This is a genomic window from Pseudomonas sp. NPDC087697 (genome assembly GCF_044743155.1).
Lineage (GTDB): Bacteria > Pseudomonadota > Gammaproteobacteria > Pseudomonadales > Pseudomonadaceae > Aquipseudomonas.
Window position 1 is genome coordinate 105498 of sequence record NZ_JBIUVW010000011.1, and the last position, 24371, is coordinate 129868.

Annotated in this window: 27 protein-coding genes; 10 read left to right on the plus strand and 17 right to left on the minus strand. The window is 59.0% G+C overall.

Going from position 1 to position 24371, the window contains the following annotated elements; translation table 11 throughout:
* Window positions 1–7: 7 nt before the first annotated feature.
* Window positions 8–1243, plus strand: a complete 1236-nt coding sequence (locus ACIPIN_RS11070) for a glycosyltransferase family 4 protein (protein ID WP_401118354.1) — start codon at window positions 8–10, stop codon at window positions 1241–1243.
* Here ACIPIN_RS11070 and ACIPIN_RS11075 read toward each other — a convergent pair.
* The 3 genes from ACIPIN_RS11075 to ACIPIN_RS11085 all read right to left on the minus strand — a co-directional run bounded on the left by ACIPIN_RS11075 (window position 1212) and on the right by ACIPIN_RS11085 (window position 3597).
* The gene (locus ACIPIN_RS11075; RefSeq protein ID WP_401118357.1) at window positions 1212–2315 is read right to left on the minus strand and encodes an NADH:flavin oxidoreductase; all 1104 of its coding nucleotides are present in this window, start codon (window positions 2313–2315) and stop codon (window positions 1212–1214) included. The two genes, ACIPIN_RS11070 and ACIPIN_RS11075, sit on opposite strands and share 32 nt — an antisense overlap.
* A gap of 188 nt (window positions 2316–2503) precedes the next feature.
* On the minus strand, window positions 2504–2986 hold the full coding sequence (locus tag ACIPIN_RS11080) for a glutathione peroxidase (RefSeq protein WP_123424296.1): 483 nt from the start codon (window positions 2984–2986) through the stop codon (window positions 2504–2506).
* 125 nt (window positions 2987–3111) lie between these two features.
* Window positions 3112–3597, minus strand: a complete 486-nt coding sequence (locus ACIPIN_RS11085; protein WP_007901600.1) for a peptidylprolyl isomerase — start codon at window positions 3595–3597, stop codon at window positions 3112–3114.
* On the opposite strand from ACIPIN_RS11085, the gene ACIPIN_RS11090 reads away from it, so the two are divergent.
* The 3 genes from ACIPIN_RS11090 to ACIPIN_RS11100 are packed head-to-tail and all read left to right on the plus strand — an operon-like array spanning window position 3566 to window position 6969.
* A complete protein-coding gene (locus tag ACIPIN_RS11090; protein WP_401118359.1) occupies window positions 3566–3904 on the plus strand; it encodes a DUF3565 domain-containing protein in 339 nt (112 codons plus the stop codon). The two genes, ACIPIN_RS11085 and ACIPIN_RS11090, sit on opposite strands and share 32 nt — an antisense overlap.
* 59 nt (window positions 3905–3963) lie before the next feature.
* Window positions 3964–6063, plus strand: coding sequence for a phosphate acetyltransferase (pta, locus tag ACIPIN_RS11095; protein WP_401118361.1), 2100 nt, complete (start codon window positions 3964–3966; stop codon window positions 6061–6063).
* Window positions 6064–6969, plus strand: coding sequence for an acyltransferase (locus ACIPIN_RS11100; RefSeq protein ID WP_401118364.1), 906 nt, complete (start codon window positions 6064–6066; stop codon window positions 6967–6969).
* 177 nt (window positions 6970–7146) lie between these two features.
* Here ACIPIN_RS11100 and cysN read toward each other — a convergent pair whose 3' ends face one another.
* From cysN to ACIPIN_RS11120, 4 genes are all read right to left on the minus strand, one after another.
* Window positions 7147–9045, minus strand: a complete 1899-nt coding sequence (gene cysN / locus ACIPIN_RS11105) for a sulfate adenylyltransferase subunit CysN (RefSeq protein ID WP_401118365.1) — start codon at window positions 9043–9045, stop codon at window positions 7147–7149.
* A gap of 53 nt (window positions 9046–9098) precedes the next feature.
* Window positions 9099–9440 (minus strand): four helix bundle protein, encoded by a 342-nt coding sequence (locus ACIPIN_RS11110; protein ID WP_401118367.1) that lies wholly within the window; start codon window positions 9438–9440, stop codon window positions 9099–9101.
* Window positions 9441–9498: 58 nt separating this feature from the next.
* Window positions 9499–10416 carry a sulfate adenylyltransferase subunit CysD gene (cysD, locus tag ACIPIN_RS11115; protein WP_401118369.1) on the minus strand — a complete coding sequence of 306 codons (918 nt, stop codon included), beginning with the start codon at window positions 10414–10416 and terminating at the stop codon, window positions 9499–9501.
* 168 nt (window positions 10417–10584) lie between these two features.
* Window positions 10585–11343, minus strand: a complete 759-nt coding sequence (locus tag ACIPIN_RS11120) for a Nif3-like dinuclear metal center hexameric protein (RefSeq protein WP_401118372.1) — start codon at window positions 11341–11343, stop codon at window positions 10585–10587.
* Window positions 11344–11445: 102 nt separating this feature from the next.
* Between ACIPIN_RS11120 and algW the strand changes: the two genes are divergently transcribed.
* A complete protein-coding gene (algW, locus tag ACIPIN_RS11125) occupies window positions 11446–12600 on the plus strand; it encodes a Do family serine endopeptidase AlgW (RefSeq protein WP_401118374.1) in 1155 nt (384 codons plus the stop codon).
* A gap of 122 nt (window positions 12601–12722) precedes the next feature.
* Here algW and hisC read toward each other — a convergent pair whose 3' ends face one another.
* From hisC to ACIPIN_RS11175, 10 genes are all read right to left on the minus strand, one after another.
* Window positions 12723–13775, minus strand: a complete 1053-nt coding sequence (hisC, locus tag ACIPIN_RS11130) for a histidinol-phosphate transaminase (protein ID WP_401118376.1) — start codon at window positions 13773–13775, stop codon at window positions 12723–12725.
* Entirely contained in the window at window positions 13772–15115 is a 1344-nt protein-coding gene (hisD, locus tag ACIPIN_RS11135; protein ID WP_401118379.1) for a histidinol dehydrogenase, read from the minus strand. The genes hisC and hisD overlap by 4 nt, the downstream gene beginning before the upstream one ends.
* Window positions 15116–15239: 124 nt before the next feature.
* Window positions 15240–15875: an ATP phosphoribosyltransferase gene (hisG, locus tag ACIPIN_RS11140; RefSeq protein ID WP_071551796.1), complete on the minus strand. Its 636-nt coding sequence runs from the start codon at window positions 15873–15875 to the stop codon at window positions 15240–15242.
* Window positions 15876–16038: 163 nt separating this feature from the next.
* Window positions 16039–17304 carry a UDP-N-acetylglucosamine 1-carboxyvinyltransferase gene (gene murA, locus ACIPIN_RS11145; protein WP_401118380.1) on the minus strand — a complete coding sequence of 422 codons (1266 nt, stop codon included), beginning with the start codon at window positions 17302–17304 and terminating at the stop codon, window positions 16039–16041.
* A gap of 22 nt (window positions 17305–17326) precedes the next feature.
* Window positions 17327–17578 (minus strand): BolA family protein, encoded by a 252-nt coding sequence (locus ACIPIN_RS11150; protein ID WP_401118382.1) that lies wholly within the window; start codon window positions 17576–17578, stop codon window positions 17327–17329.
* Window positions 17579–17691: 113 nt separating this feature from the next.
* Window positions 17692–17997, minus strand: a complete 306-nt coding sequence (locus tag ACIPIN_RS11155; protein ID WP_401118385.1) for a lipid asymmetry maintenance protein MlaB — start codon at window positions 17995–17997, stop codon at window positions 17692–17694.
* Window positions 17994–18653 carry a phospholipid-binding protein MlaC gene (locus tag ACIPIN_RS11160; RefSeq protein WP_401118387.1) on the minus strand — a complete coding sequence of 220 codons (660 nt, stop codon included), beginning with the start codon at window positions 18651–18653 and terminating at the stop codon, window positions 17994–17996. The genes ACIPIN_RS11155 and ACIPIN_RS11160 overlap by 4 nt, the downstream gene beginning before the upstream one ends.
* Window positions 18654–18664: 11 nt before the next feature.
* Window positions 18665–19132, minus strand: a complete 468-nt coding sequence (gene mlaD, locus ACIPIN_RS11165) for an outer membrane lipid asymmetry maintenance protein MlaD (protein WP_401118388.1) — start codon at window positions 19130–19132, stop codon at window positions 18665–18667.
* Window positions 19132–19929, minus strand: a complete 798-nt coding sequence (gene mlaE / locus ACIPIN_RS11170; RefSeq protein ID WP_401118390.1) for a lipid asymmetry maintenance ABC transporter permease subunit MlaE — start codon at window positions 19927–19929, stop codon at window positions 19132–19134. Before mlaE ends, mlaD begins: the two co-directional genes overlap by 1 nt.
* Window positions 19929–20738: an ATP-binding cassette domain-containing protein gene (locus tag ACIPIN_RS11175; protein ID WP_401118392.1), complete on the minus strand. Its 810-nt coding sequence runs from the start codon at window positions 20736–20738 to the stop codon at window positions 19929–19931. Before ACIPIN_RS11175 ends, mlaE begins: the two co-directional genes overlap by 1 nt.
* Before the next feature lie 277 nt (window positions 20739–21015).
* Here ACIPIN_RS11175 and ACIPIN_RS11180 point away from each other — a divergent pair, with 277 nt between their 5' ends.
* Genes ACIPIN_RS11180 through lptB form a run of 5 tightly spaced genes read left to right on the plus strand, consistent with a single transcriptional unit; the run spans window position 21016 to window position 24351 of the window.
* A complete protein-coding gene (locus ACIPIN_RS11180) occupies window positions 21016–21990 on the plus strand; it encodes a KpsF/GutQ family sugar-phosphate isomerase (RefSeq protein ID WP_401118394.1) in 975 nt (324 codons plus the stop codon).
* Window positions 21990–22514 (plus strand): KdsC family phosphatase, encoded by a 525-nt coding sequence (locus ACIPIN_RS11185; protein WP_401118396.1) that lies wholly within the window; start codon window positions 21990–21992, stop codon window positions 22512–22514. The genes ACIPIN_RS11180 and ACIPIN_RS11185 overlap by 1 nt, the downstream gene beginning before the upstream one ends.
* 7 nt (window positions 22515–22521) lie before the next feature.
* On the plus strand, window positions 22522–23094 hold the full coding sequence (lptC, locus tag ACIPIN_RS11190) for an LPS export ABC transporter periplasmic protein LptC (RefSeq protein WP_401118399.1): 573 nt from the start codon (window positions 22522–22524) through the stop codon (window positions 23092–23094).
* Window positions 23081–23626, plus strand: a complete 546-nt coding sequence (gene lptA, locus ACIPIN_RS11195; RefSeq protein ID WP_401118400.1) for a lipopolysaccharide transport periplasmic protein LptA — start codon at window positions 23081–23083, stop codon at window positions 23624–23626. Before lptC ends, lptA begins: the two co-directional genes overlap by 14 nt.
* Complete coding sequence (lptB, locus tag ACIPIN_RS11200; protein WP_401118402.1) at window positions 23626–24351, plus strand: LPS export ABC transporter ATP-binding protein; 726 nt, start codon at window positions 23626–23628, stop codon at window positions 24349–24351. Before lptA ends, lptB begins: the two co-directional genes overlap by 1 nt.
* Window positions 24352–24371 lie beyond the last annotated feature (20 nt).

Consider the following 24371-nt stretch of genomic DNA (forward strand, 5'->3'; position numbering starts at 1 on the left):
TGACGACATGGCCTCAGCCGACACTGAGGTCATGACGACAGCTCTGCATATCACTCTGATCACCGAAACCTTCCCTCCGGAAATCAACGGCGTGGCCAACACCCTTGGCCGCTTGTGCGATGGCCTGCGCGCGCGCGGGCACCTGGTAGAACTGGTGCGACCGCGCCAGGGCAGCGATCAAACACGCCTCAGTGACGATGAGCTGTTGCTCTGCCGCGGCTGGCCGCTACCGGGGTATCCGGGACTGCAATGGGGTCAGTCGTCGATGCACAAATTGCTGCGGCGCTGGAAGCGTCATCGCCCGGACGTGCTCTATATCGCCACCGAAGGGCCGCTGGGTTTGTCGGCCTTGCGGGCGGCGCGGCGGCTGGGCATTTCGGTGGTGAGCGGTTTTCATACCAACTTCCAGCAGTATTCCAACCAGTACGGTCTCGGACTGTTGACCCGACTACTGACGCATTACCTGCGCTGGTTCCATAACCGCTCCAAGCTGACCCTGGTGCCCAGCGCCAGCCAGCGAATGGAGTTGGAGCGTCGACATTTCGAGCGCCTGGCACTGCTGTCCCGTGGCGTCGACAGTCAACTGTTCCATCCGGCCAAACGACTGGGTTCACTGCGTGAAAGCTGGGGGTTGGAGAACAACGATGTCGCGCTGATTCACGTCGGCCGGCTCGCTCAGGAAAAGAACCTGGGGCTGCTCAAGCGTTGCTACCAGGCCTTGCAGTCAACTTATCCACAACGACGGATAAAGCTGATTGTGGTAGGTGAAGGCCCACAGCGTGCGCTGCTGGAAAAAGAACTGCCCGAGGCGATCTTCTGCGGCTCACAGCGCGGTGAGGCCCTGGCTTGTCACTACGCGTCCGGAGATCTGTTTCTGTTTCCAAGCCTGACCGAAACCTTCGGCAACGTGGTGCTGGAAGCACTGGCATCCGGATTGGGTGTGGTGGCCTACGATCAGGCAGCCGCGGCTCAACACATTCGCCATGGTTACAACGGCGTGCTGGCGATGCCGGGGGACGAAGAAGCATTTTGCGATGCAGCCCGTTGGCTGCTGGAAGAAGCAGAAACCTTGCGCTGCATACGACTCAACGCGCGTCAGCACGCCAGTCGCCAGGGTTGGGGGGCAATTATCGAGCAGTTTGAAGGGCAATTGCGCGGGGCCTGCGAGGTGCAAGCCGGGGCACAGCCTTTGCTGGCCATGCCCCATTCGATCAAACCAGCGTCATCAACGCCTCACGACTGAACGGCAGGATGTCCTGCTCGCGACCTTCGCGCACTTTCAGCGCCCAGTCCGGGTCGACCAGCAAGGCGCGACCCACGGCCACCAGGTCGAACTCTTCGTTATTCAACCGCTCCAACAGTTTCTCCAGGCTGGCCGGCTGCGCGACTTTGTCGGTGTTCACCATGAACTGCAGGAACTCACCGTCCAGCCCCACGCTGCCCACGGTGATGGTCGGCTTGCCCGTCAGTTTGCGGGTCCAGCCTGCCAGGTTCAGCTCGGAACCGTCGAACTCCGGCTCCCAGAAACGCCGCGTCGAGCAGTGGAAGATATCCACGCCGGCATCGGACAGCGGTTTGAGAAATTCGCCCAACGCCTCTGGGGTTTGCACCAGACGCGCGGTGTAGTCCTGCTGCTTCCACTGGGAGAAACGGAAGATGATCGGGTAGTTCGGACCGACCGCCGCACGCACGGTCTGGATCAGCTCAATGGCAAAGCGCGAACGATTGGCCAGGCTGCCACCGTATTCGTCGGTGCGCTGGTTGCTGCCCTCCCAGAAAAACTGGTCGACCAGATAACCGTGGGCGCCGTGGATCTCCACGCCGTCCATGCCGATGCTCTGCGCATCCTTGGCTGCCTGAGCGAAGGCCGCGATCACGTCCTGGATGTCCTGTTTGGTCATGCCGTGAACCACGACCTGACCATCCTTGAGTTTTTCCGATGGCCCGTAGCCCGGCACGCTGGCATCCGGCTCGGTGCCAATGCGCCGTACGCTGCCGACGTGCCACAACTGCGGAACGATCTTGCCGCCTTCGGCGTGCACCGCATCAACGACTTTTTTCCAGCCGGCCAACGCCGCTTCGCCGTAAAAGTGCGGGACGTTCGGGTAACCGTTGGAAGCCTTGTGGCCCACCGTGGTGCCCTCGGTGATGATCAGGCCCACACCCGCGGCAGCGCGGCGACGATAGTACTCGATGACTTTCGAGTTCGGCACACCGCCCGGGGAAAACGAACGGGTCATCGGTGCCATGACCACACGGGTCGGCAACTCCAGGGCACCGAGGTTAAACGGTTTGAACAAGGCTTTGACAGGCATGCGGCACTCCATGGAGAGGCGAGGTTTATGACGGCGATAATATGGAGTGTGCAAAGCCTTGGATAGCACTATTGATTGCAGTGATTAAGAGTCAAAAGACAGAGGGGTTCTGTAGGAGCACGGCTTGCCGGCGATGGCGTCCTTGAGATCGCTATCGCCGGCAAGCCGTGCTCCTACGAGAGATAGGTTCAGATCAGGGCTTTTTCGATCGCCTGAACGATCGTCGGATCATCCGGCGCGGTACGTGGCGAGAAACGCGCCAGCACGCGACCATCTTTACCGAGGAGGAATTTCTCGAAGTTCCAGGTGATATCACCCGGGAATTCCGCGCCCTCACCTGCCAACAACCGGTACAGCTGATGGCGGTCATGACCGTTGACTTCCAGCTTGCTGGACAGCGGGAAGGTCACACCGTAGTTGAGGCTGCAGAACTCTTTGATCTCGTTTTCAGTGCCCGGCTCTTGCCCGGCAAACTGATTGCACGGCAAACCCAGCACACTGAAACCTTTGCCCTTGTATTGCTGGTAGAGGTTTTCCAGAGCAGCGTACTGCGGGGTCAAACCACACTTGGAGGCGACGTTGACCACCAGCACGACGTGCCCTTTGAAGGGCGCCAGAGGCAACTCCTGGCCATCCAAAGCTTTCAATGTAAGGTCGTGAAAAGCACTCATGACGGACTCCAAATTTCCCGTGTTCTTCTCGAAACAGCCACTTGGCGATGTCGCCAAGGACAGCCGCGGACTAAAAAGGCGCCCCTCGGGCGCCTCTCCAGTTCTCGAAAGCTTAGCGCAGAAAATCAGTGGTGATGGCCACCTTCGCCATGGACGTGACCATGAGCGATTTCTTCCTGGCTGGCATCACGGATGTCGATGATTTTGACCTGGAAGTTCAAACGCTGGCCGGCCAACGGGTGGTTGCCGTCAACGGTCACGTCGTCGCCGTCCAGATCACGGATGGTGACGATTTGCATCTGGCCGTCTGGCGCGGAAGCGTGGAACTGCATGCCCACTTCCAGTTCGTCGACGCCTTCGAACATGCTGCGGCTCAGGGTGCTGACCAGTTCGGCAGCGTATTCGCCGTAGGCATCTTCAGGTTCTACGGCGACAGTCAGTTCGTCACCGACTGCTTTACCTTCCAGGGCTTTTTCCAGGCCTGGGATGATGTTACCTGCGCCTTGCAGGTAGACCAGCGGTGCGCCGCCGGCAGAGCTGTCGATGACCTCACCAGCGTCGTTGGTCAGGGTATAGTCGATGGAGACAGCCTTATTGGCGGCGATCAGCATGGGGCGAGACCTTTTGCATAAGAATATAGAAAGACCAAGTTTAGCGAAGCAAACGCCCGAAAGCGAACAGAACCCGGACGGACGGGTCGCTTCGACCGGGTCGACGATCCAGGGCTTCCATCAGGACGAGGACGGACACTGGGTTGTCGAGCTTTCCTGCGGCCATACCCAGCATCTGCGCCACCAGCCACCATGGCAATCACGAACCTGGGTGCTGGCCCCTGCCAAACGTATTAAAAAAATAGGCCAACCCTTTGATTGCGGTTGGTGCGCTCAGGGCTCGGTTAGCGATAACCTTGACGTCTGATTTCGGCAGACAGCCAGATATAGGCCGTCGCCATTGCCATGCACCTCCAGAGAATCCGCATGCAAACTTTTTTTATCGCGCCCACCGATTTTGGTGTGGGTCTGACCTCCATCAGCCTCGGGCTGGTACGTACCCTTGAGCGAGCCGGGCTGAAAGTCGGTTTCTTCAAACCCATTGCCCAGCCACATCCTGGCGACACCGGTCCTGAACGCTCCACCGAACTGATCGCCCGCACCCACGGCCTGAAGCCACCACAGCCGCTGGGCCTGGCCCACGTCGAGCGGATGCTCGGCGACGGCCAACTGGATGAGCTGCTGGAAGAAATCATCACCCTGTACCAGCAAGCCGCCATTGGCAAAGACGTGCTGATCGTCGAAGGCATGGTCCCGACCCGCAGCGCCAGCTACGCCGCACGGGTCAACCTGCACCTGGCGAAAAGTCTGGATGCCGAGGTGATTCTGGTCTCGGCACCAGAAAACGAAGTGCTCACCGAACTGTCCGGCCGGGTCGAGTTGCAGGCGCAATTGTTCGGCGGTCCAAAAGACCCGAAAGTGCTCGGCGTGATCCTTAACAAGGTCCGTACCGATGAAAGCATGGAGGCCTTCGCCGCACGCCTGAAGGAACACTCGCCCTTACTGCGCAGCGGCGACTTCCGGCTGCTCGGCTGCATTCCGTTCCAGCCGGAATTGAACGCACCGCGCACCCGCGACGTGGCAGACCTGATGGGCGCTCAGGTGCTCAATGCCGGCGACTACGAAACCCGGCGCATGACCAAGATCATCATTTGCGCACGCACCATGCGCAACACGGTCGAACTGCTCAAGCCCGGCGTACTGGTGGTGACCCCTGGCGATCGCGACGACATCATCCTCGCCGTCAGCCTCGCGGCGATGAATGGCGTACCGCTGGCCGGGCTGTTGCTGACCAGCGACACCCTGCCCGACCCTCGGATCATGGACCTCTGCCGAGGCGCCTTGCAGGCCGGGCTGCCGGTGTTGTCGGTGAGCACTGGCTCCTACGACACCGCCAACCAGTTGAACGGTTTGAACAAGGAAATCCCGATCGACGACCGCGAGCGTGCGGAGATCATCACCGACTTCGTCGCCAGCCACCTCGACGCCAACTGGCTGCACCAGCGCTGCGGCACGCCGCGTGAAATGCGCCTGTCGCCGGCAGTGTTCCGCTATCAACTGATCCAGCGCGCCCAGGCCGCCAACAAACGCATCGTCCTGCCTGAAGGCAGCGAGCCGCTGACCGTGCAGGCGGCCGCGATCTGCCAGGCGCGCGGAATTGCTCGCTGCGTGCTGCTGGCCAAGCCCGAAGACGTGCAAGCGGTCGCGCGCGCCCAAGGCATCGAGTTGCCTGAAGGTCTGGAGATTCTCGACCCGGACCTTATCCGTCAGCGCTATGTCGAGCCGATGGTCGCGCTGCGCAAGACCAAAAGCCTCAACGCCCCGATGGCCGAGCAGCAACTGGAAGACACCGTGGTGATCGGCACCATGATGCTGGCGCTGGATGAAGTCGACGGGCTGGTGTCCGGGGTCATTCACTCCACCGCCAATACCATTCGCCCAGCCCTGCAACTGATCAAGACTGCCCCCGGCTGCACATTGGTGTCGTCGGTGTTTTTCATGCTGTTCCCTGAGGAAGTGCTGGTCTACGGCGACTGCATCATGAACCCACACCCGAGTGCCAGCGAACTGGCCGAGATCGCCCTGCAAAGCGCCGACTCTGCCGCAGCCTTCGGGATCACTCCACGGGTGGCGATGCTCAGCTACTCCAGCGGTGAATCGGCCAGCGGCGAAGAAGTCGAGAAAGTCCGCGAGGCCACCTTGCTCGCCCACGAAGCGCAAAACGCGCTGCTGATCGACGGGCCGTTGCAGTACGACGCCGCAGCCAACGCAGACGTGGCTCGGCAACTGGCGCCGAACAGTCAGGTAGCCGGTCGGGCAACGGTGTTCATTTTCCCTGACCTGAACACCGGCAACACCACCCACAAAGCCGTGCAGCGCAGCGCCGACTGCGTCAGCCTGGGACCGATGCTGCAAGGCCTGCGCAAACCGGTAAATGATTTGCCGCGCGGCGCTCAGGTCGACGACATCGTCTACACCATTGCCCTGACTGCGATTCAAGCCGCCAACCGACCTATGGATGTTTAAATGCTGGATTTTCTACCTGCACCCTTGCGGGGCGTGATCGCCTCGCTGTTGTTGGCGTTGAACACCCTTCTGTTGTGCTCGTTTCTGTTCTGCGTGGCGATCTTCAAGGTGTTGCCATTCGCCCTCACCCAGCGCTTCACCCATTGGCTGATGAACCATACCCACGAGGCATGGATCAGCAACAACAAGGCATGGATGAAACTGATAGGCCAAACCCGCTGGCACCTCAGCGGGCTGGAAGGTCTGGATTATCAGCACTCGTACCTGATCACCAGCAACCACCAGAGCTGGGTCGACATCATGGTGTTGCAATACGTGCTTAACCGCCGGATTCGCCCACTGAAGTTCTTCCTCAAGCAAGAGCTGATCTGGGTTCCGGTGATCGGTCTGGCCTGGTGGGCGTTGGGTTTCCCGTTCATGAAGCGCTACTCCAAGGCTTACCTTGCCAGGCACCCGGAGAAGAAAGGTAAAGACCTGGCAACCACTCGCGAGACCTGCGACAAGTTCCGCAATAACCCGGTCGGTATTTTCAATTTCGTCGAAGGCACACGTTTCACCGAGAGTAAGCATGCACAGCAGCAATCGCCGTTCCGCTACCTGCTCAAGCCCAAGGCTGGCGGTATCGCGTTTGTGCTGGATGCCATGGGTGAGCAGCTGGAAGCCATCGTCAATGTGACCATTCATTACCCGGCCGGGCGCCCCGGTTATTGGGACCTGCTCTGTGGCAACGTGAAAGACGTGGTGGTGCACTTGCAGGAACTGAAGATCCCGCCGCAGTTCATCGGCAAGAACTACGACCAGGACGGCGTGTACCGCCTGGAGTTCCAGGGCTGGATCAATCAGTTGTGGCAGGACAAGGATGCGCTGCTTGCGCAGATGCATCGCGAGTATGCCGCGAAAAAATAGGGTGTCTGTCAGGGCCTCATCGCGGGCAAGCCTTGCTCCTACGGATTTGCGTCGTGCCACATGATGCGATCACACAAAATCTGTAGGAGCAAAGCTTGCTCGCGATGGCGATCTCAAGGACACAAAAAAGCCCGCAGATGAATGCTCATCTGCGGGCTTTTTGTTGGAAGCGAGGGCTTAGATCGCGCCGCGTTTACGCAGCAGATCCAGCACTTGCTTGACGCTTTCTTCCAGCGACAGCGTCTGGGTGTCGACCACAAGGTCAGCGTCCAGCGGCACGTCATACGGGAAGGAGTCGCCCGGGATGTTGTCACCAGCAGCGGCGTACAAACCTTGCGGATCACGTGCGGCGCAGACCAGCGGCGACGCCTGTACGTAAACGGTCAGCAAACGGTCACTGCCGATCAGCGCCTTGGCCTGTTCGCGGCCTTCGGCATCCGGTGCAACGAAAGCCGCCAGGGTCAGCAAGCCGGCTTCGTTGAACTGACGCGCAACGTGAGCCGCACGACGCCAGTTCTCGGTACGCCCGGCACGATCCTGCGGCAGACCTTTGTTCAGGTCATGACGCAGGTTCTGGCCATCGAGCACAAATACCGCACGGCCCATGTCGAACAGCTTGCGCTCGACCGCATAGGCCAGGGTGCTTTTGCCCGCACCCGAGAGGCCGCTGAACAGCACAGTGGCCGGTTGCTGGCCGAAGCGCTGGGCACGTTCTTCTGTGGCTACATGGGCCAACTTGCCGTGGTGCGTGGTGCTGCCGTGAGCCAAAGGCTGGGCGACGATCATGCCGGCGCCAACGGTGCCGTTGGTCAAGCGGTCGATGATGATGAACGAGCCGGTGGTGCGGTTGCTTTCATAACCATCGAGAGCAATCGGCGCGTCGAGACTGATTCTAACCTTGCCGATCTCGTTCAGCTGCAAGGCGCTGGCCGGGCCTTCTTCCAGAGTGTTCACGTCGACCTTGTTGACGATGCTGGCGATTGAGCCCGGCACGTAACTGGTAGCACGTTTGATGTCGTATTTCTTGCCCGGCAGCATCGGCTCTTCAGCCATCCACACCAGCATCGCTTCGAAGCTGTCGGTGACGGGCGGCACGCTGTCGGCGTGAACCAACAGGTCGCCACGGGAGATGTCGATCTCGTCTTCCATGGTCAGCGTTACGGCCTGACCCGGACCTGCGTGTTCCAGTTCACCGTCGAAGGTGACGATGGATTTCACGCGGCTGCTCTTGCCCGACGGCAGCACCACGACTTCGTCGCCCTTCTTGACGATACCGCTGGCCAGAGTGCCGGCGAAACCGCGGAAGTTCAGGTTCGGCCGGTTGACGTATTGCACCGGGAAACGCAGGTCGGTGAAGTTACGGTCGCCCGCGACTTCCACGGTTTCAAGGATTTCCATCAGCGACTGGCCGGTGTACCACGGCGAGCGCTCGGACTTGTTCACCACGTTGTCGCCCTTCAGCGCCGACATCGGCACGAAGTGCATGCTGGTGGCCTTCATCTTCAGGCCTTCAGCGAACTTCAGGTAGTCGGCCTTGATCGACTCGAACACGCCCTGATCGAAGTCCTTGAGGTCCATCTTGTTGATGGCGACGACGATGTGCTTGATGCCCAGCAACGAGGCGATAAAGCTGTGACGACGGGTCTGGGTCTGCACGCCGTAACGGGCGTCGACCAGGATGATCGCCAGGTCACAGGTGGATGCACCGGTGGCCATGTTGCGGGTGTACTGCTCATGGCCAGGGGTGTCGGCGATGATGAATTTGCGCTTGGCGGTGGAGAAATAGCGGTACGCGACATCGATGGTGATGCCTTGTTCACGCTCGGCTTGCAGGCCGTCGACCAGCAACGCCAGGTCGATGTCGTCACCGGTGGTGCCGACTTTTTTCGAATCGCGGGTAATGGCTTCCAGATGGTCTTCGTAGATCATCTTGGAGTCGTGCAGCAGGCGCCCGATCAGGGTGCTCTTGCCGTCGTCGACGTTACCGCAGGTCAGAAAGCGCAGCAGCTCTTTACGTTCGTGCTGGCCCAGGTAGGCGAGGATGTCCTCGCTGATCAAATCAGATTGGTGGCTCATTGCATTCAAGCTCCAAGCTGTAAGCTTCAAGCGGCAAGCTTGTCGGCGTACAGCTAGTCAGAAATTTTGTTGATCAACCCGCACAGCATCTTTGAAAGCTCGCGAGATTCTGAAATCCAAAGTGCCGCCAACGGTTCTCTGATGTAACCAATTTCACTGCCAATGATTATCTGTGTTCGCAACTCCCCGCAGGAAGCTTTGGCTATAGACAGAAATCGACATTTTTCCTTTGCAGTGAAACGTTCCATTCCCTCGGCAATGTTGCTGGGAATCGAAAGCCCTGAACGAGTGATCTGACTTTTAAAGGCCAGATCACTGCATTCAGCCATTTCCTTGTAGAGGTTGACTGCCAAGGATTTGGCTCTTTGCCAAACCACCAGTTTCTCGAAATCCATTTCGATAACCCGCTTTTGATTCGCTTGCAGCTTGCCACTTGACGCTTGCGGCTGCTTCTTAGAAATAACCTTGACGTTTTTTGTCTTCCATCGAGCCGGCGCCATCGTGATCGATGACCCGGCCCTGGCGCTCGGAAGTTCGCGTCAGGAGCATTTCCTGAATGATGTCCGTGAGGCTTTCGGCCTCGGACTCCACCGCGCCCGTCAACGGGTAGCAGCCAAGGGTACGGAAACGCACTTTCTTTTTGACGATGCGGGCTTTGTCTTCGTCGCTCAGGTGCTCGAGGATGCGCTCGTCGTCGATCATGATCAGCGTGCCGTTCTTCTCGATGACATCGCGCTCGGCGGCGAAGTACAACGGAACGATCGGGATGCCTTCAAGGTAGATGTACTGCCAGATGTCCAGTTCGGTCCAGTTCGACAGCGGGAATACGCGGATCGACTCGCCTTTGTTGACCTTGCCGTTGTAGACGTTCCACAGCTCGGGACGCTGGTTTTTCGGATCCCAGCGGTGCTTGCTGTCGCGGAACGAGTACACGCGCTCTTTGGCGCGGGATTTCTCTTCATCGCGGCGCGCACCACCGAAGGCAGCGTCGAAGCCGTACTTGTCCAAAGCCTGTTTCAGGCCTTCGGTCTTCATGATGTCGGTGTGCTTGGCACTGCCGTGGGTGAAGGGGTTGATCCCTTGCGCCACGCCTTCCGGGTTGACGTGGGTAATCAGGTCAAGACCCAGCTCTGCGACCATCTTGTCGCGGAAGCTGTACATCTCCTTGAATTTCCACTGGGTGTCGACGTGCATCACCGGAAACGGCAGCTTGCCCGGGAAGAACGCCTTGCGTGCCAGATGCAGCATCACGGCGGAGTCTTTACCGATGGAGTACAGCATCACCGGGTTGTCGAACTCGGCGGCCACCTCGCGGATGATGTGGCTGCGTTCCGCCTCCAGCTGTTTCAGATGCGTCAGTTTGTCGACCATGGCTACTCACGAAAGCTTTCTTATGAACGGCCAGCGGGCCGTGTTCGAGCGGCGAATGCTAGCACAGCGACCTCTTCTAATCAGGACACCAACTAGATCGAAAGAGCATATGAATATACCTGCTCGTTCGGGCACCGCAGGCCCGCTCCCACATTTGATATTCGGCCATCAGATTGGATTTGGGAAGTCGATGAAGATGTGTTCAAGGGCAAACCGTCGCGCCAGGTAATCCCCCAGCGCCTGCACGCCGTAGCGTTCGGTGGCGTGATGACCGGCGGCGATGAAGCTGATGTCGTTTTCCCGAGCGCTGTGGAAGGTTTGCTCGGACGCTTCGCCGCTCAGGTACAGGTCGACACCGGCCAGTACCGCCTGATCGATATAACCCTGGCCGCCGCCCGTGCACCAGCCGACGCGCCGGACCATCTCGCTGCCCTCGATCAGCAGCGGCTCACGACCCATGACCTCTTGCACATGACGGGCAAAGTCGCGCGCGGTCATGGGTTCGGCAAGCGAGCCGACCAGTCCGACCACTTTGAGGTTTTCCGGGTCCAGCGGGCCTTCGACCGTAATGTCCAACTGGCGAGCCAGTTGCACGTTGTTGCCCACTTCCGGATGCAAATCCAGCGGCAAATGATAGGCCAGAAGGCTGATGTCGTGCTTGAGCAAGGTTTTGAGCCTACGCTGCTTCATACCGGTGATGCAGGGGTTCTCGCCTTTCCAGAAGTAACCGTGGTGCACCAGCACCAGATCGGCCTTGGCTTCGACTGCTGCATCGAGCAATGCCTGGCTGGCCGTGACACCGCTGACGATGCGCATGACTTGCGGCCGACCTTCGACTTGCAGGCCGTTGGGGCAATAGTCGGCAATCCGCGAACTGGCAAGGTAACGGTCCGCTTCTTCTACCAGGGTGCTCAGGGCGACGGCCATAAAAGACTCCTAAATATCCCGTTCAGAGGCGCGCGTGGCCTCGTATAATGCGCGACATTATGGGCCGTAGACGGCTCTCCGTAACCTCCCAGGATTTGTTCAATGCTCAAGGGTCTGCGTTTTTTGGGCTGGCCGCTGCTGGCCGGCGTGCTTATCGCGTTGTTGATCATCCAGCGTTATCCACAATGGGTCGGGCTCCCAAGCCTGGATGTGAACCTGCAGCAAGCCCCACAAACCACTCAGACCCAACAGGGGCCGGTGTCTTATGCGGATGCCGTGGTTATCGCCGCACCGGCGGTGGTCAACCTCTACACCACCAAAGTGGTCAACAAAACCAGCCACCCGCTGTTTGAAGATCCACAATTTCGGCGGTTCTTCGGCGACAACGAGCCCAAGCAGAAGCGCATGGAGTCGAGTCTCGGTTCTGGCGTGATCATGAGCCCGGAAGGTTACTTGCTGACCAACAACCACGTGACCACGGGCGCCGACCAGATTGTGGTGGCGCTCAAGGATGGTCGTGAAACCCTGGCCCGCGTGATCGGCAGCGACCCGGAAACCGACCTCGCGGTGCTGAAAATCGATTTGAAGAACCTGCCGTCGATCACCGTCGGCCGTTCCGAAAGCGTGCGCGTTGGCGATGTCGCGCTGGCCATCGGCAACCCGTTTGGTGTCGGCCAGACCGTGACCATGGGCATCATCAGCGCCACCGGGCGTAATCAACTGGGCCTGAACAACTACGAAGACTTCATCCAGACCGACGCCGCGATCAACCCGGGCAACTCCGGCGGTGCGCTGGTGGATGCCAACGGCAACCTGACCGGGATCAATACCGCGATCTTTTCCAAATCCGGCGGCTCTCAGGGCATTGGTTTCGCGATCCCGATCAAGCTGGCGATGGAAGTGATGAAGTCGATCATCGAGCACGGTCAGGTGATTCGCGGCTGGCTCGGGATTGAAGTGCAGCCGTTGAGCCAGGAGCTGGCAGAGTCGTACGGCCTGTCCGGGCGTCCGGGGATTGTCGTTGCGGGGATTTTCCGCGACGGCCCGGCGCAAAAAGCCGGTCTGCAATTGGGCGATGTGATCCTCAGCATTGACGGCGAACCGGCCGGCGATGGCCGGCGTTCGATGAACCAGGTGGCACGGATCAAACCGACCGACAAGGTCACCGTTCAGGTCATGCGTAATGGCAAGGAACTCAAGCTGACCGCAGAAATCGGTCTGCGTCCGCCGCCAGCACCGGTCAAGGAACAAGAATAAGCGGGCAATACAAATCAATGTGGGAGCGAGCCTGCTCGCGATGAGGCCGTAACATTCAACATCATCGTTGACTGTTAAACCGCCATCGCGAGCAAGCTCGCTCCCACAGGTTCGGCGTTGTGTTACAGGTCGCCGAGACCGTCGATCAACGCCTGGTTCTGCTCTGGCGTACCGATGGTGATGCGCAGGAACTGGGCAATCCGTTCCTGCTTGAAGTGCCGGACGATTACGCCTTGCTCGCGCAATTTCGCCGCCAGAGCTGCCGCATCTTGCTGCGGGTGACGGGCGAAGATGAAGTTCGCTGCCGACGGTAACACCTCAAAGCCCTTCTCCTGCAATTGCTCGACCACACGCTCACGACTGTCGATCACCAGCTGACAGGTCTTGTCGAAGTACTCGCGATCTTCAAACGCCGCCGCCGCACCGACGATTGCCAGGCGATCCAGCGGATAGGAGTTGAAGCTGTTCTTGATCCGCTCCAGCGCCTCGATCAAGTCCGGATGCCCCACCGCCAGGCCCACACGCAAGCCGGCCAGCGAACGCGACTTGGAGAGGGTTTGAGTCACCAGCAGATTCGGGTAACGGTCGACCAGGCTGATCGCCGTTTCACCGCCGAAGTCGATATAGGCTTCGTCGACGACCACCACCGAATCAGGGCTGGCCTTGAGGATTTGTTCCACGGCATCCAGCGCCAACAGGCAACCGGTGGGTGCGTTCGGGTTGGGGAAAATGATCCCGCCATTTGGCTTGGCGTAGTCCGAGACGCGAATCTGGAACTGCTCGTCCAGCGGCACCGCGTCGAACGGAATGCCATACAAGCCGCAATACACCGGGTAAAAGCTGTAGCTGATGTCCGGGAACAACAGCGGTTGACCGTGCTGGAACAGGCCGTGAAAAACATGGGCCAGTACTTCATCGGAACCGTTGCCGAGGAACACCTGATTGCCCTGTACGCCGTAATACTTGGCCACCGCCTGCTTGAGCAGGTCGCTGTTGGGGTCCGGGTACAGACGCAGGTTGTCGTTCAGTTCGGTTTGCATCGCCGCCAGTGCTTTGGGCGATGGACCGTAAGGATTTTCATTGGTGTTGAGCTTGACCAGCTTCGCCAGTTTCGGCTGCTCGCCCGGCACGTACGGCACCAGATCCTTGACGAAAGGACTCCAGAATTTACTCATGCTTGTTCCCCCTGTCCTTCAATAAAGAGCTCGTCAACGATGCGGTATTCGGCGCTGCGGGCGTGGGCAGTCAGCGACTCGCCACGGGCCAGCACGGAAGCGGTCTTGCCCAGTTCGGAGGCACCCTGCTCGGAGCAGAAGATGATCGACGAACGTTTCTGGAAGTCATAAACCCCCAGCGGCGAGGAAAAACGCGCGGTGCCGGAAGTCGGCAGCACGTGGTTGGGACCGGCGCAGTAATCGCCCAAGGCCTCGGATGTATGGCGGCCCATGAAGATTGCACCGGCGTGGCGGATCTGCGGCAGCCAGGCTTGCGGATCGGCCACAGACAGTTCCAGGTGTTCCGGCGCAATGCGGTTGGCAACGTCGATAGCCTGCTGCATGTCGCGAACCTGGATCAGCGCACCACGACCGTTGATCGAGGTTTCGATGATTTCGGCGCGCTCCATGGTTGGCAGCAGTTTGGCAATGCTCGCCGCCACCTTGTCGAGGAATTCGGCGTCGGGGCTGACCAGAATCGCCTGGGCGTCTTCGTCGTGCTCGGCCTGGGAGAACAGGTCCATGGCGATCCAGTCCGGATCGGTCTGGCCGTCGCACACTACGAGGATCTCAGAAGGGCCGGCGATCATGTCGATACCGACCTGACCGAACACGTGACGCTTGGCGGTAGCGACATAGATGTTGCCCGGGCCGACGACTTTGTCGACCTTCGGCACGCTTTCGGTGCCATAGGCCAGCGCGGCAACCGCCTGCGCGCCACCGATGGTGAATACCCGGTCGACGCCAGCGATGCACGCCGCCGCCAGCACCAGCTCATTGACCTCACCACGTGGCGTCGGCACCACCATGACCACTTCGGTCACACCGGCAACCTTGGCCGGAATCGCATTCATCAACACCGAAGACGGATAGGACGCTTTACCGCCCGGTACGTACAGACCGGCGCGATCCAGCGGCGTGACCTTCTGGCCCAGCACCGTACCGTCGGCTTCGGTGTAGCTCCAGGAGTCCTGCTTCTGTTTTTCGTGATAGCTGCGAACCCGCGCCGCGGCTTTTTCCAGGGCTTCGCGCTGAGGCACGGTGATTCGGGTCAGTGCCAGTTCCAGACGCTCGCGCGGCAGGATCAGGTCGGCCATCGACGCCACTTGCAGGCCGTCGAACTTCTGGGTGAACTCAACCAGCGCCGAATCGCCGCGCTCACGCACAGCCTTGATAATCTCCAGCACCCGCTGATTGACCGAGTCGTCAGACACACTTTCCCAGCTCAGCAGATGATCCAGATGATGCGCGAAATCCGGGTCAGCAGCGTTGAGTCGGCGAATTGCAGTCGGTGCGGTCATAGCGAGAGCCTCATAGGAATGGCGAAAACTCAGGTACCCGAAGCTACCATCGATCCGCTTGGGCACCTGAGAATTCTGGCTATGAGGCGGATAGACGGGCGCGACTCAACGTCGCGCAGGTGAATCAGCCGCGGTGTCGAGACTCCACTGCCTTGCGCAGGGTGTCGATCAACGCCTGGATACGGGCGTGCTGCATTTTCATCGACGCTTTGTTGACGATCAGCCGGGAGCTGATGGCAGCAATGAAATCCTGTGGCTCCAGGCCGTTGGCCCGCAGCGTGTTACCGGTATCGACCACGTCGATGATCTTGTCCGCCAGACCGATCAGCGGCGCCAGCTCCATCGAACCATAAAGCTTGATGATGTCGACCTGACGACCCTGCTCGGCGTAGTAACGCTTGGCAACGTTGACGAACTTAGTGGCGATGCGCAGACGGCCCTTGGGCTCGACCGCGCCGATTTTACCGGCGGTCATCAGCTTGCACTGGGCAATTTGCAGATCCAGTGGCTCGTACAGGCCCTGGCCGCCGTATTCCATCAGCACATCTTTACCGGCGACGCCCAGGTCGGCGGCACCATGCTCGACGTAGGTCGGCACATCGGTGGCGCGCACGATCAGCAAGCGCACATCGGCCTGAGTCGTGGGGATGATCAGCTTGCGGCTCTTGTCCGGATTCTCGGTCGGCACGATGCCCGCTTCAGCCAGAAGCGGCAGGGTGTCGTCAAGGATGCGGCCCTTGGACAGTGCGATGGTCAACATGGGAAACGTCAGTCCTTATCAAGGTACTCATGCCCGGTCGCGAACGGCGCCGGACACACATCGAGCCGTAACCGCCTCGATTTCAACAAATCTCCAGATTACGTAACAGCTACTACGTTGCTACATAATCTGGGGGCACGTCCGTGTGCCCATGAAGCAGAAACTAGCCCGGTACGCGGCGGATTTTCGCGCCGAGCATCTGCAGTTTCTCTTCGATGCACTCGTAACCACGGTCAATGTGGTAGATGCGGTCGATCAGTGTATCGCCTTCGGCCATCAGTGCCGAAATCACCAGACTGGCAGAAGCCCGCAGGTCGGTAGCCATGACTGGCGCGCCTTTGAGGACTTCGGTACCGGTCACGATCGCAGTGTTGCCTTCGACCTGGATCTTGGCGCCCATGCGGTGCAATTCGTAAACGTGCATGAAGCGATTTTCGAAGATCGTCTCGATGACCGCGCCAGTGCCTTCGGCAATCGCGTTGAGGGAGATGAACTGCGCTTGCATGTCGGTTGGGAACGCCGGGTATGGAGCGGTCCTCACATTGACGGCTTTAGGCCGTTTGCCGTGCATGTTCAGCTCGATCCAGTCTTCGCCGGTGGTGACTTCGGCGCCTGCTTCCTTGAGTTTTTCCAGAACGGCTTCAAGGATGGTCGGATCGGTATCCTTGACCTTCACGCGGCCGCCAGTCACGGCAGCAGCTACCAGATAAGTACCGGTTTCGATACGGTCCGGCATGACTTTGTAAGTCGTGGTGTGCAGACGCTTCACACCTTCGATGGTGATGGTGTCGGTGCCGGCACCCTGGACGTTGGCGCCCATGGCATTGAGGAAGTTCGCCAGGTCGACGACTTCAGGCTCACGGGCAGCGTTTTGCAGCACACTGCGGCCGTTGGCCAGCGCCGCGGCCATCATGATGTTCTCGGTACCGGTCACGCTGACGGTATCGAAGAAGAAGTTTGCACCGCGCAGGCCGCCTTCTGGCGCCTTCGCTTTGATGTAGCCCCCTTCCACGTCAATGGTTGCACCCATGGCTTCAAGGCCACGGATGTGCAAGTCGACCGGACGCGAACCAATGGCGCAACCGCCAGGCAGTGCGACTTCAGCTTCACCGAAACGCGCGACCATCGGGCCCAGAACCAGAATCGACGCACGCATGGTTTTAACCAGTTCGTACGGAGCGATCAGGGTCTTGATGGTGCGTGGGTCGATTTCGACGCTGAGTTTCTCGTCGATCACCGGCTCAATGCCCATGCGACCGAACAGCTCGATCATGGTGGTGATGTCGTGCAGGTGCGGCAGGTTGGCGACCGTTACTGGGCCATCGCACAGCAGCGTTGCAGCCAGAATCGGCAGGGCAGAGTTCTTTGCCCCGGAGATGCGAATTTCGCCATCAAGACGAACGCCGCCGGTAATAATCAATTTATCCATAAGAATCTCGACGCCCTTGGGCTCAGGTGCGCTCGGCCCAGGCCGCGCTGCTGAAAAATTTCATAGTGACCGCATGGATGCTGCCATCGGTGATCCATGGGTTCAAATGGGCATAGATCTGCTGCTGACGCTTGACCGGGCTCAATGCCGCCAGTTCATCGCTAATCACGTTCAGCTGAAAGTTGCAGCCTTCGCCCTCAACTTCTACCTGTACCGGTAAAAGAGTCTCGGACAGCTTTTCTTCAAGGAAGCTCTTAACTTCGTAGGCCTGCATGCTCAACCTCAATCGGCGCCCTGTGCGCGCGGGTCGGACATCATACAAAAAAGCCCCGCGCCTGCGAACCCCGCATAGCAGGACTCTGACGGGGGCTTCTTTATAGATGGTAGTTATGGATGCGCCAATAGCTCGGTTATTTCGCTGACCTGAGCGATTTCGCGCATGTCGTCGGGCAGCGAACGGATGCTCAGCGCCTTGCCCGCCGCTTGCGCGTCACGCATAAAGCACAGCAACAACGACAAACCGACACTACTGGACTTTTGCACACCCGAACAATCAAGCACCAATGCTGGCGCCGTGCTCGACTTGATCAACGCCTGGCCCTGCTTGCGCAGGCCCGGCCCGGTACGGTAATCGAGTACACCACTGAGCATCAGCTCACCGGCCTCGCCCATGCGGACAGCCGACTCACTCATTGAACAGTCTTCTTCTGAGTCGTTTCCGCTTCGGTCTTTTCCTTGGCTTTGGCGACTTCACCGGCCCAACCATTGATGGTCTTGTCCAGGTCATTGCGATTGCGCTGCATCGCGTCGGCGAACTGGTCGCGGAATATCTTGCCAATGTTGATGCCGTTAATGATCACGTTACGCAGTTTCCACTCGCCATTGATCTTCTCGAGGGTGTACTGCACCGGGTAAATCGCGCCGTTGCTGCCCTTGACAGTCATGCCAACGCTTGTACGGTCTCCCGACTCGTTCTTGGCAGGATCGACGACGATGCCCTGGTTGTTGTACTCGAGCAAGGCATTGCCATAGAACTGGAACAGGCCGCGCTTGAAGTTATCTTCAAAGGTTTTCATTTGCGCCGGTGTGGCTTTGCCCGAGTACTTGACCGTCATGATGCTCTTGGAGATGCCCTCGGCATCCACCACGGGCCCAACGATGGTGTTCAAGGCATCGTAAAAGCCATTCGGATCCTGCTTGTACTTCGCTTTATTGGCCGTCAGGTCGGCGAGCAGCCGATTGGTGGTGTCCTGCACGATATCGTGCGCGGACTGCGCAGCCACGGCATTACCCATAAATGGCAAGACCGCCAGTAAAACCAACAGGCCACGTCGCAAGGTAGAGATCATGAAAAAACTCCTTATTTAGCGTCTTTGCTAACGGTATTGAGCAGGAATTTACCGATCAGGTCTTCGAGCACCAGCGACGACTGCGTGTCATGGATGGTCCCGCCATCCTTGAGCAGAGTCTGTTCCCCGCCCACGCTGATACCGACGTACTTCTCGCCCAACAGGCCAGCAGTGAGGATAGATGCAGTGGAGTCCGTCGGCAGATTATCTACGCGCTTTTCCAACTGCAGCGTCACCCGACCGGTGAAACTGTCGCGATCCAGATCGATAGCCGTGACCTTGCCGATAGTCACACCGGCCATGGTCACTTTTGATCTGACCGTCAAACCGGCGATATTGTCGAAATACGCATAAAGTTTATAGCTATCGGTGCTCGAAACAGGGGACAGTCCACTGACCCGCAGGGCAAGCAACACTAAAGCCAGGATGCCAGCCAGCAAGAAAAGGCCGACACCGATTTCCAGGGTGCGGTTTTGCATCAGAAATCTCCAAACATCAAGGCAGTCAAAATAAAGTCCAGGCCGAGAATGGCCAATGAGGCATACACCACGGTCTTGGTGGTGGCACGACTGATCCCTTCTGAAGTGGGTTCGCAGTCATAGCCTTGGAATACGGCGATCCAGGTCACGACAAAGGCAAAGACGATGCTTTTAATAATGCCATTGAACACGTCACCATCGAACGTCACGCTGTTTTGCATGTTCGACCAGTAGGAACCTTCATACACACCCAACCAGTCGACGGCCACCCAGGAGCCGCCCCAGATCCCGACCACGCTGAAAATCATCGCCAGCAGCGGCAGGGAAATGAAGCCGGCCCACAGCCGGGGGGCAATGATGTACTTGAGCGGGTCGACGCCAATCATTTCCAGACTGGACAACTGCTCGGTGGATTTCATGTTACCGATTTCAGCGGTCAACGCAGAACCGGCACGCCCGGCGAACAGCAACGCGGTCACCACCGGCCCCAGTTCACGCAACAGCGTCAGTGCAACCATCTGCCCGACCGCCTGCTCCGAACCGTAACTGGACAAAATGTTGAAGCCTTGCAGCGCCAGCACCATCCCGATGAATATCCCGGAGACCACGATGATCACCAGGGACATCACGCCGACCGAGTGCAGTTGCTTGACCAGCAAGCCAAAAGCGCCGCTGATGCCACCACGCCCCAGCAGGGCGTGAAACAGGAACAGCGATGAACGACCGAGCACCGCAACGCTGTCGATGCCGGCCTGACCGAATCGACGAACTCTCTCTATAAGTGAAATCTTGCGCATCAGCGCTTCCCCAGAAGATCTGCGCGGTAATCCGTCGCTGGAAAGTGGAACGGTACCGGCCCGTCTGGATCACCTTTCATGAATTGGTGAATCCGCGGATTATCGGAGTCCATCAGCTCATCGGGAGTCCCCTGCCCCAACACCTGCCCATCGCCCACGACATACAGGTAATCGGCAATGCTCGCGGTTTCGGCCAGGTCATGGGAAACCACGATGCTGGTGATGCCCAAGGCGTCGTTGAGCAGACGGATCAGACGCACCAGTACGCCCATGGCGATTGGGTCCTGACCGACAAAAGGCTCGTCGTACATCAGAATCTGCGGATCAAGGGCAATGGCCCGCGCCAGCGCGACACGACGCTTCATGCCACCGGACAGCTCATCGGGCATCAGGTCGATCGCACCGCGCAACCCCACCGCCTGCAACTTGAGCAAAACGATGTCACGGATCATTTCATCCGGAAGCTGGGTGTGAACACGCAGTGGAAAGGCTATGTTTTCGAAAACATCGAGGTCTGTGAACAGTGCGCCGCTCTGAAACAGCACGCCCATATGCTTGCGCGCATCAAACAGATCGCTGCGCGACAGCTTGGGCAAATTTTGACCGTTGACCCACACTTCGCCACTTGAAGGGCGCAACTGCGCGCCCATCAGGCGCAGCAGTGTGGTTTTTCCGCAGCCGGAAGGTCCCATGATACCGGTGACCTTACCGCGCGGAATGCGAATATCGACATTATTGAAAATGCTGCGCGCGCCGCGCTTGAAGGACACTCCCTTCAGCTCGACCGCGTAGGCGTTATCGGCACTCATCTAAACTCCTTGCGATGCAAGCCTCTCACTCGGACGCCGCGCTCCCTGCCGAGAGCACATGACATCCTGGGCAGGCCGAACTGGCGACGAACTATATCACTGCTAATGCAAAGCGCCCAAGGCCGAAGCCTGCGGTGTTCAGCATCAAGACAGGCAAAAAGACGCAAGTTTCAGCATTTGGGGGAGTCGCCTGAATAAAGCACGACGAACTAACGTGAGGGATTTGATCATTACCGCTATAATCGCCGCCTTTTCATCAGGCTATACGATTTCTGACATGAGCCAATCCAGCGACCTGATTCAATCAGCACAACGCACCATCCGCCTCGAGCTTGAAGCCGTAGAAGGCTTGCTGGCCCATATCGACGCGGATTTCGTACGCGCTTGCGAGATGATTCTGGCCAGCAAGGGCCGCGTGGTAGTGGTCGGCATGGGCAAATCCGGGCACATCGGCAACAAGATTGCGGCCACCCTTGCCAGCACCGGCACCACGGCTTTCTTCGTGCACCCGGCCGAAGCCAGTCACGGCGATATGGGCATGATCACCCGCGACGACATCATCCTCGCGTTGTCGAACTCCGGCTCCACCAACGAAATTGTCACGCTGCTGCCGCTGATCAAGCGTCTGGGCATCAAACTGATCAGTCTGACCGGCAACCCTGGTTCGCCATTGGCCAAGGCTGCCGAAGTGAACCTCAATGTTCATGTCGAGCACGAAGCCTGCCCACTGAACCTGGCGCCGACCTCCTCTACCACCGCAGCGCTGGTGATGGGTGATGCACTGGCCGTTGCCTTGCTGGAGGCCCGCGGTTTTACAGCCGAAGACTTCGCGTTTTCACACCCTGGCGGCGCTCTGGGTCGTCGCTTGTTGCTGAAGGTCGAAAACGTCATGCACGCGGGCCAGGAATTGCCGCAAGTCGTGCGCGGTACACTGCTCAAAGACGCGCTGATGGAAATGACCCGCAAGGGCCTGGGCATGACCGTGATACTGGAAGCTGACGGTAAACTCGCCGGCATCTTCACGGACGGCGACCTGCGCCGCACGCTGGACCGGACCATCGATATTCATCAAGCCACCATCGACGACGTCATGACCCCTCATGGCAAGACTGCACGCGCCGAGATGCTCGCCGCCGAAGCCCTGAAGATCATGGAAGACCACAAAATCAACGCCCTGGTGGTGGTCGACAGCGAGGACCGTCCGGTGGGCGCCTTGAACATGCACGATTTGCTGCGTGCGGGAGTAATGTAATGAGCACGGACCTGCTGCAACGCGGCAAAAACATCAAGCTGGCGGTTTTCGACGTTGACGGAGTGCTGACTGACGGTCGCCTGTACTTCCTCGAGGACGGCAGCGAATTCAAGACGTTCAACACCCTCGACGGCCAGGGCATCAAGATGCTGATGGCCTCCGGCGTGACAACCGCCATTATCAGCGGACGCAAAACCCCGGTGGTCGAACGACGGGCCAAAAACCTCGGCATTCCTCACCTGTATCAGGGCCGCGAGGACAAACTGGTGGTACTCGACGAGCTTCTGGCGCAACTGGGCCTAAGCTATGAGCAGGTTGCCTACCTGGGCGATGACCTGCCGGATTTGCCGGTGATTCGCCGCGTGGGCCTGGGCATGGCAGTGGCCAACGCCGCCAGCTTCGTCCGCGAGCACGCTCACGGCATCACCCAGGCCCGTGGCGGCGAAGGTGCCGCTCGCGAGTTCTGTGAGCTGATCCTGCGCGCCCAGGGCAACCTTGAAGCGGCTAACGCCGCGTACCTGTGAGCCACCTATGCTGAGCAAAAAGATTCGCAACATACTGTTTTTCGGGGTCATAGCCGCACTGTTCGCGGCCGCTGGCTACTGGAACATCAGCCCGGAACGCTTCCTCGACAAGCCGGTAGCGCACGTCGACGAGAGCCAGATCGACTATTACGCCATCAACGCCCACAGTGTGCAGTACCAGCCCGATGGCAAATTGCAGTACGACCTGACCTCCGACAAGGTCGAGCATCTCAAAGCCACCGACATAACCCTGCTGACCAAGCCCGACCTGAATATGTATCGGGGCACTGCGTTCCCCTGGCACGTCCAGAGCGATCGTGGCGAGGTCAATTCGGGTGGCACTGAAGTTGAGCTGATCGACTCGGTACGTATCGCACGTACCGACGAGAAGGACCGCCCAATGCTTATTACCAGCAGTCGTATGACGGTATTCCCGCAACAGCAATATGCGCAGACCCAGCAAGCCGTTAGAATCGACGGCGCTGGTGGTGTATCGACTGGTAACGGAATGAAAGCGTATTTGAAAGACAGCAGGATACACCTGCTATCGAACGTAAGAGGACAGTATGAGGCTCGTTAAAACTCTCCCTATTTTGCTCAGTCTGGGCGCTGCACTGGGAAGCGTGAGCGCCTGGGCTCTGCCGAACGATAGCCAGCAACCTATTCGCATTCAGGCTGACGACGCTCAACTGGATGACAAACAAGGCATCGCCACCTACAAAGGTGACGTGATCATTACCCAGGGCTCGATGAAAATCACCGGCAACACCGTGACCATCACCCGCACCAAGGCCGGCGAAATCGATGTCGTGACCTCGGTGGGCAACCTGGCGTATTTCGAGCAGTTGCAGAAGGTTGGCGATCCGCAGCCGGTCAAGGGCTACGGGGTGACTATCCAGTACCATGCTGCGCAAAACCGCATCGTACTGATTGACCGCGCCAAAGTGATCAACGAAGGCAACACCACCGAAGGCGAGAAAATCGTCTACGACACCGTCAAGCAGGTTGCTAACGCAGGCCGTGCCACCGGTGCCTCGGTGACTGCGCCGCGCCCACGGGTCGATATGGTCATCCAGCCGAAGCAGAAAACCGACCAGCAGAAGGCCCAGTAATGGCAACTCTGAAAGCTCAGCATCTGGCCAAGAGCTACAAGAGCCGCCAGGTCGTGCGTGACGTCAGCCTGTCGATCGACAGCGGCCAGATCGTCGGCCTGCTTGGCCCGAACGGCGCCGGCAAGACCACCTGCTTCTACATGATCGTGGGCCTGGTCCAGGCCGATCAGGGGCGCGTACTGATCGACGACCTGGACGTCAGCCACCAGCCGATGCACGGTCGTGCACGAGCGGGTATCGGCTATCTGCCGCAAGAAGCGTCGATCTTCCGCAAACTCTCGGTCGCCGACAACATCATGGCCATCCTCGAGACCCGCAAGGAGCTCGACAAGGCCGGTCGTCGCAAGGAGCTGGAAAGCCTGCTGCAGGAATTCCACATCAACCACATCCGCGAAAACCTCGGCATGAGCCTTTCCGGTGGCGAACGTCGCCGCGTGGAAATCGCCCGTGCCCTGGCCACAGCGCCGAAATTTATCCTGCTCGACGAACCGTTCGCCGGCGTGGACCCGATTTCGGTGGGCGACATCAAGCAGATCATTCATCACCTCAAGGCCAAGGGTATCGGCGTGCTGATCACGGACCACAACGTCCGCGAAACCCTGGACATCTGCGAAACCGCTTACATCGTCAACGATGGCCAACTGATCGCCGAAGGCGACGCTGAAACCATCCTGGCCAACGACCTGGTCAAGGAAGTGTACCTGGGCCATGAATTCCGCCTGTAAGCACTGAGGTGCCTGGTCAG

Excerpts from the sequence above, each read along its gene's own strand:
- ACIPIN_RS11100 (WP_401118364.1), top strand. The coding sequence starts at position 6,064 with ATGCTGGATTTTCTACCTGCACCCTTGCGGGGCGTGATCGCCTCGCTG.
- murA (WP_401118380.1), bottom strand. The coding sequence starts at position 17,304 with ATGGATAAATTGATTATTACCGGCGGCGTTCGTCTTGATGGCGAAATT.
- ACIPIN_RS11090 (WP_401118359.1), top strand. The coding sequence starts at position 3,566 with ATGGAGACAGCCTTATTGGCGGCGATCAGCATGGGGCGAGACCTTTTG.
- ACIPIN_RS11120 (WP_401118372.1), bottom strand. The coding sequence starts at position 11,343 with ATGGCCGTCGCCCTGAGCACCCTGGTAGAAGAAGCGGACCGTTACCTT.
- lptC (WP_401118399.1), top strand. The coding sequence starts at position 22,522 with ATGCTGAGCAAAAAGATTCGCAACATACTGTTTTTCGGGGTCATAGCC.
- pta (WP_401118361.1), top strand. The coding sequence starts at position 3,964 with ATGCAAACTTTTTTTATCGCGCCCACCGATTTTGGTGTGGGTCTGACC.
- lptB (WP_401118402.1), top strand. The coding sequence starts at position 23,626 with ATGGCAACTCTGAAAGCTCAGCATCTGGCCAAGAGCTACAAGAGCCGC.
- cysD (WP_401118369.1), bottom strand. The coding sequence starts at position 10,416 with ATGGTCGACAAACTGACGCATCTGAAACAGCTGGAGGCGGAACGCAGC.
- ACIPIN_RS11150 (WP_401118382.1), bottom strand. The coding sequence starts at position 17,578 with ATGCAGGCCTACGAAGTTAAGAGCTTCCTTGAAGAAAAGCTGTCCGAG.
- ACIPIN_RS11110 (WP_401118367.1), bottom strand. The coding sequence starts at position 9,440 with ATGGATTTCGAGAAACTGGTGGTTTGGCAAAGAGCCAAATCCTTGGCA.
- ACIPIN_RS11155 (WP_401118385.1), bottom strand. The coding sequence starts at position 17,997 with ATGAGTGAGTCGGCTGTCCGCATGGGCGAGGCCGGTGAGCTGATGCTC.
- ACIPIN_RS11075 (WP_401118357.1), bottom strand. The coding sequence starts at position 2,315 with ATGCCTGTCAAAGCCTTGTTCAAACCGTTTAACCTCGGTGCCCTGGAG.
- hisC (WP_401118376.1), bottom strand. The coding sequence starts at position 13,775 with ATGAGTAAATTCTGGAGTCCTTTCGTCAAGGATCTGGTGCCGTACGTG.
- ACIPIN_RS11080 (WP_123424296.1), bottom strand. The coding sequence starts at position 2,986 with ATGAGTGCTTTTCACGACCTTACATTGAAAGCTTTGGATGGCCAGGAG.
- mlaD (WP_401118388.1), bottom strand. The coding sequence starts at position 19,132 with ATGCAAAACCGCACCCTGGAAATCGGTGTCGGCCTTTTCTTGCTGGCT.
- cysN (WP_401118365.1), bottom strand. The coding sequence starts at position 9,045 with ATGAGCCACCAATCTGATTTGATCAGCGAGGACATCCTCGCCTACCTG.
- ACIPIN_RS11085 (WP_007901600.1), bottom strand. The coding sequence starts at position 3,597 with ATGCTGATCGCCGCCAATAAGGCTGTCTCCATCGACTATACCCTGACC.
- hisD (WP_401118379.1), bottom strand. The coding sequence starts at position 15,115 with ATGACCGCACCGACTGCAATTCGCCGACTCAACGCTGCTGACCCGGAT.
- algW (WP_401118374.1), top strand. The coding sequence starts at position 11,446 with ATGCTCAAGGGTCTGCGTTTTTTGGGCTGGCCGCTGCTGGCCGGCGTG.
- lptA (WP_401118400.1), top strand. The coding sequence starts at position 23,081 with ATGAGGCTCGTTAAAACTCTCCCTATTTTGCTCAGTCTGGGCGCTGCA.
- ACIPIN_RS11185 (WP_401118396.1), top strand. The coding sequence starts at position 21,990 with ATGAGCACGGACCTGCTGCAACGCGGCAAAAACATCAAGCTGGCGGTT.
- ACIPIN_RS11175 (WP_401118392.1), bottom strand. The coding sequence starts at position 20,738 with ATGAGTGCCGATAACGCCTACGCGGTCGAGCTGAAGGGAGTGTCCTTC.
- ACIPIN_RS11180 (WP_401118394.1), top strand. The coding sequence starts at position 21,016 with ATGAGCCAATCCAGCGACCTGATTCAATCAGCACAACGCACCATCCGC.
- ACIPIN_RS11070 (WP_401118354.1), top strand. The coding sequence starts at position 8 with ATGGCCTCAGCCGACACTGAGGTCATGACGACAGCTCTGCATATCACT.
- ACIPIN_RS11160 (WP_401118387.1), bottom strand. The coding sequence starts at position 18,653 with ATGATCTCTACCTTGCGACGTGGCCTGTTGGTTTTACTGGCGGTCTTG.
- mlaE (WP_401118390.1), bottom strand. The coding sequence starts at position 19,929 with ATGCGCAAGATTTCACTTATAGAGAGAGTTCGTCGATTCGGTCAGGCC.
- hisG (WP_071551796.1), bottom strand. The coding sequence starts at position 15,875 with ATGTTGACCATCGCACTGTCCAAGGGCCGCATCCTTGACGACACCCTG.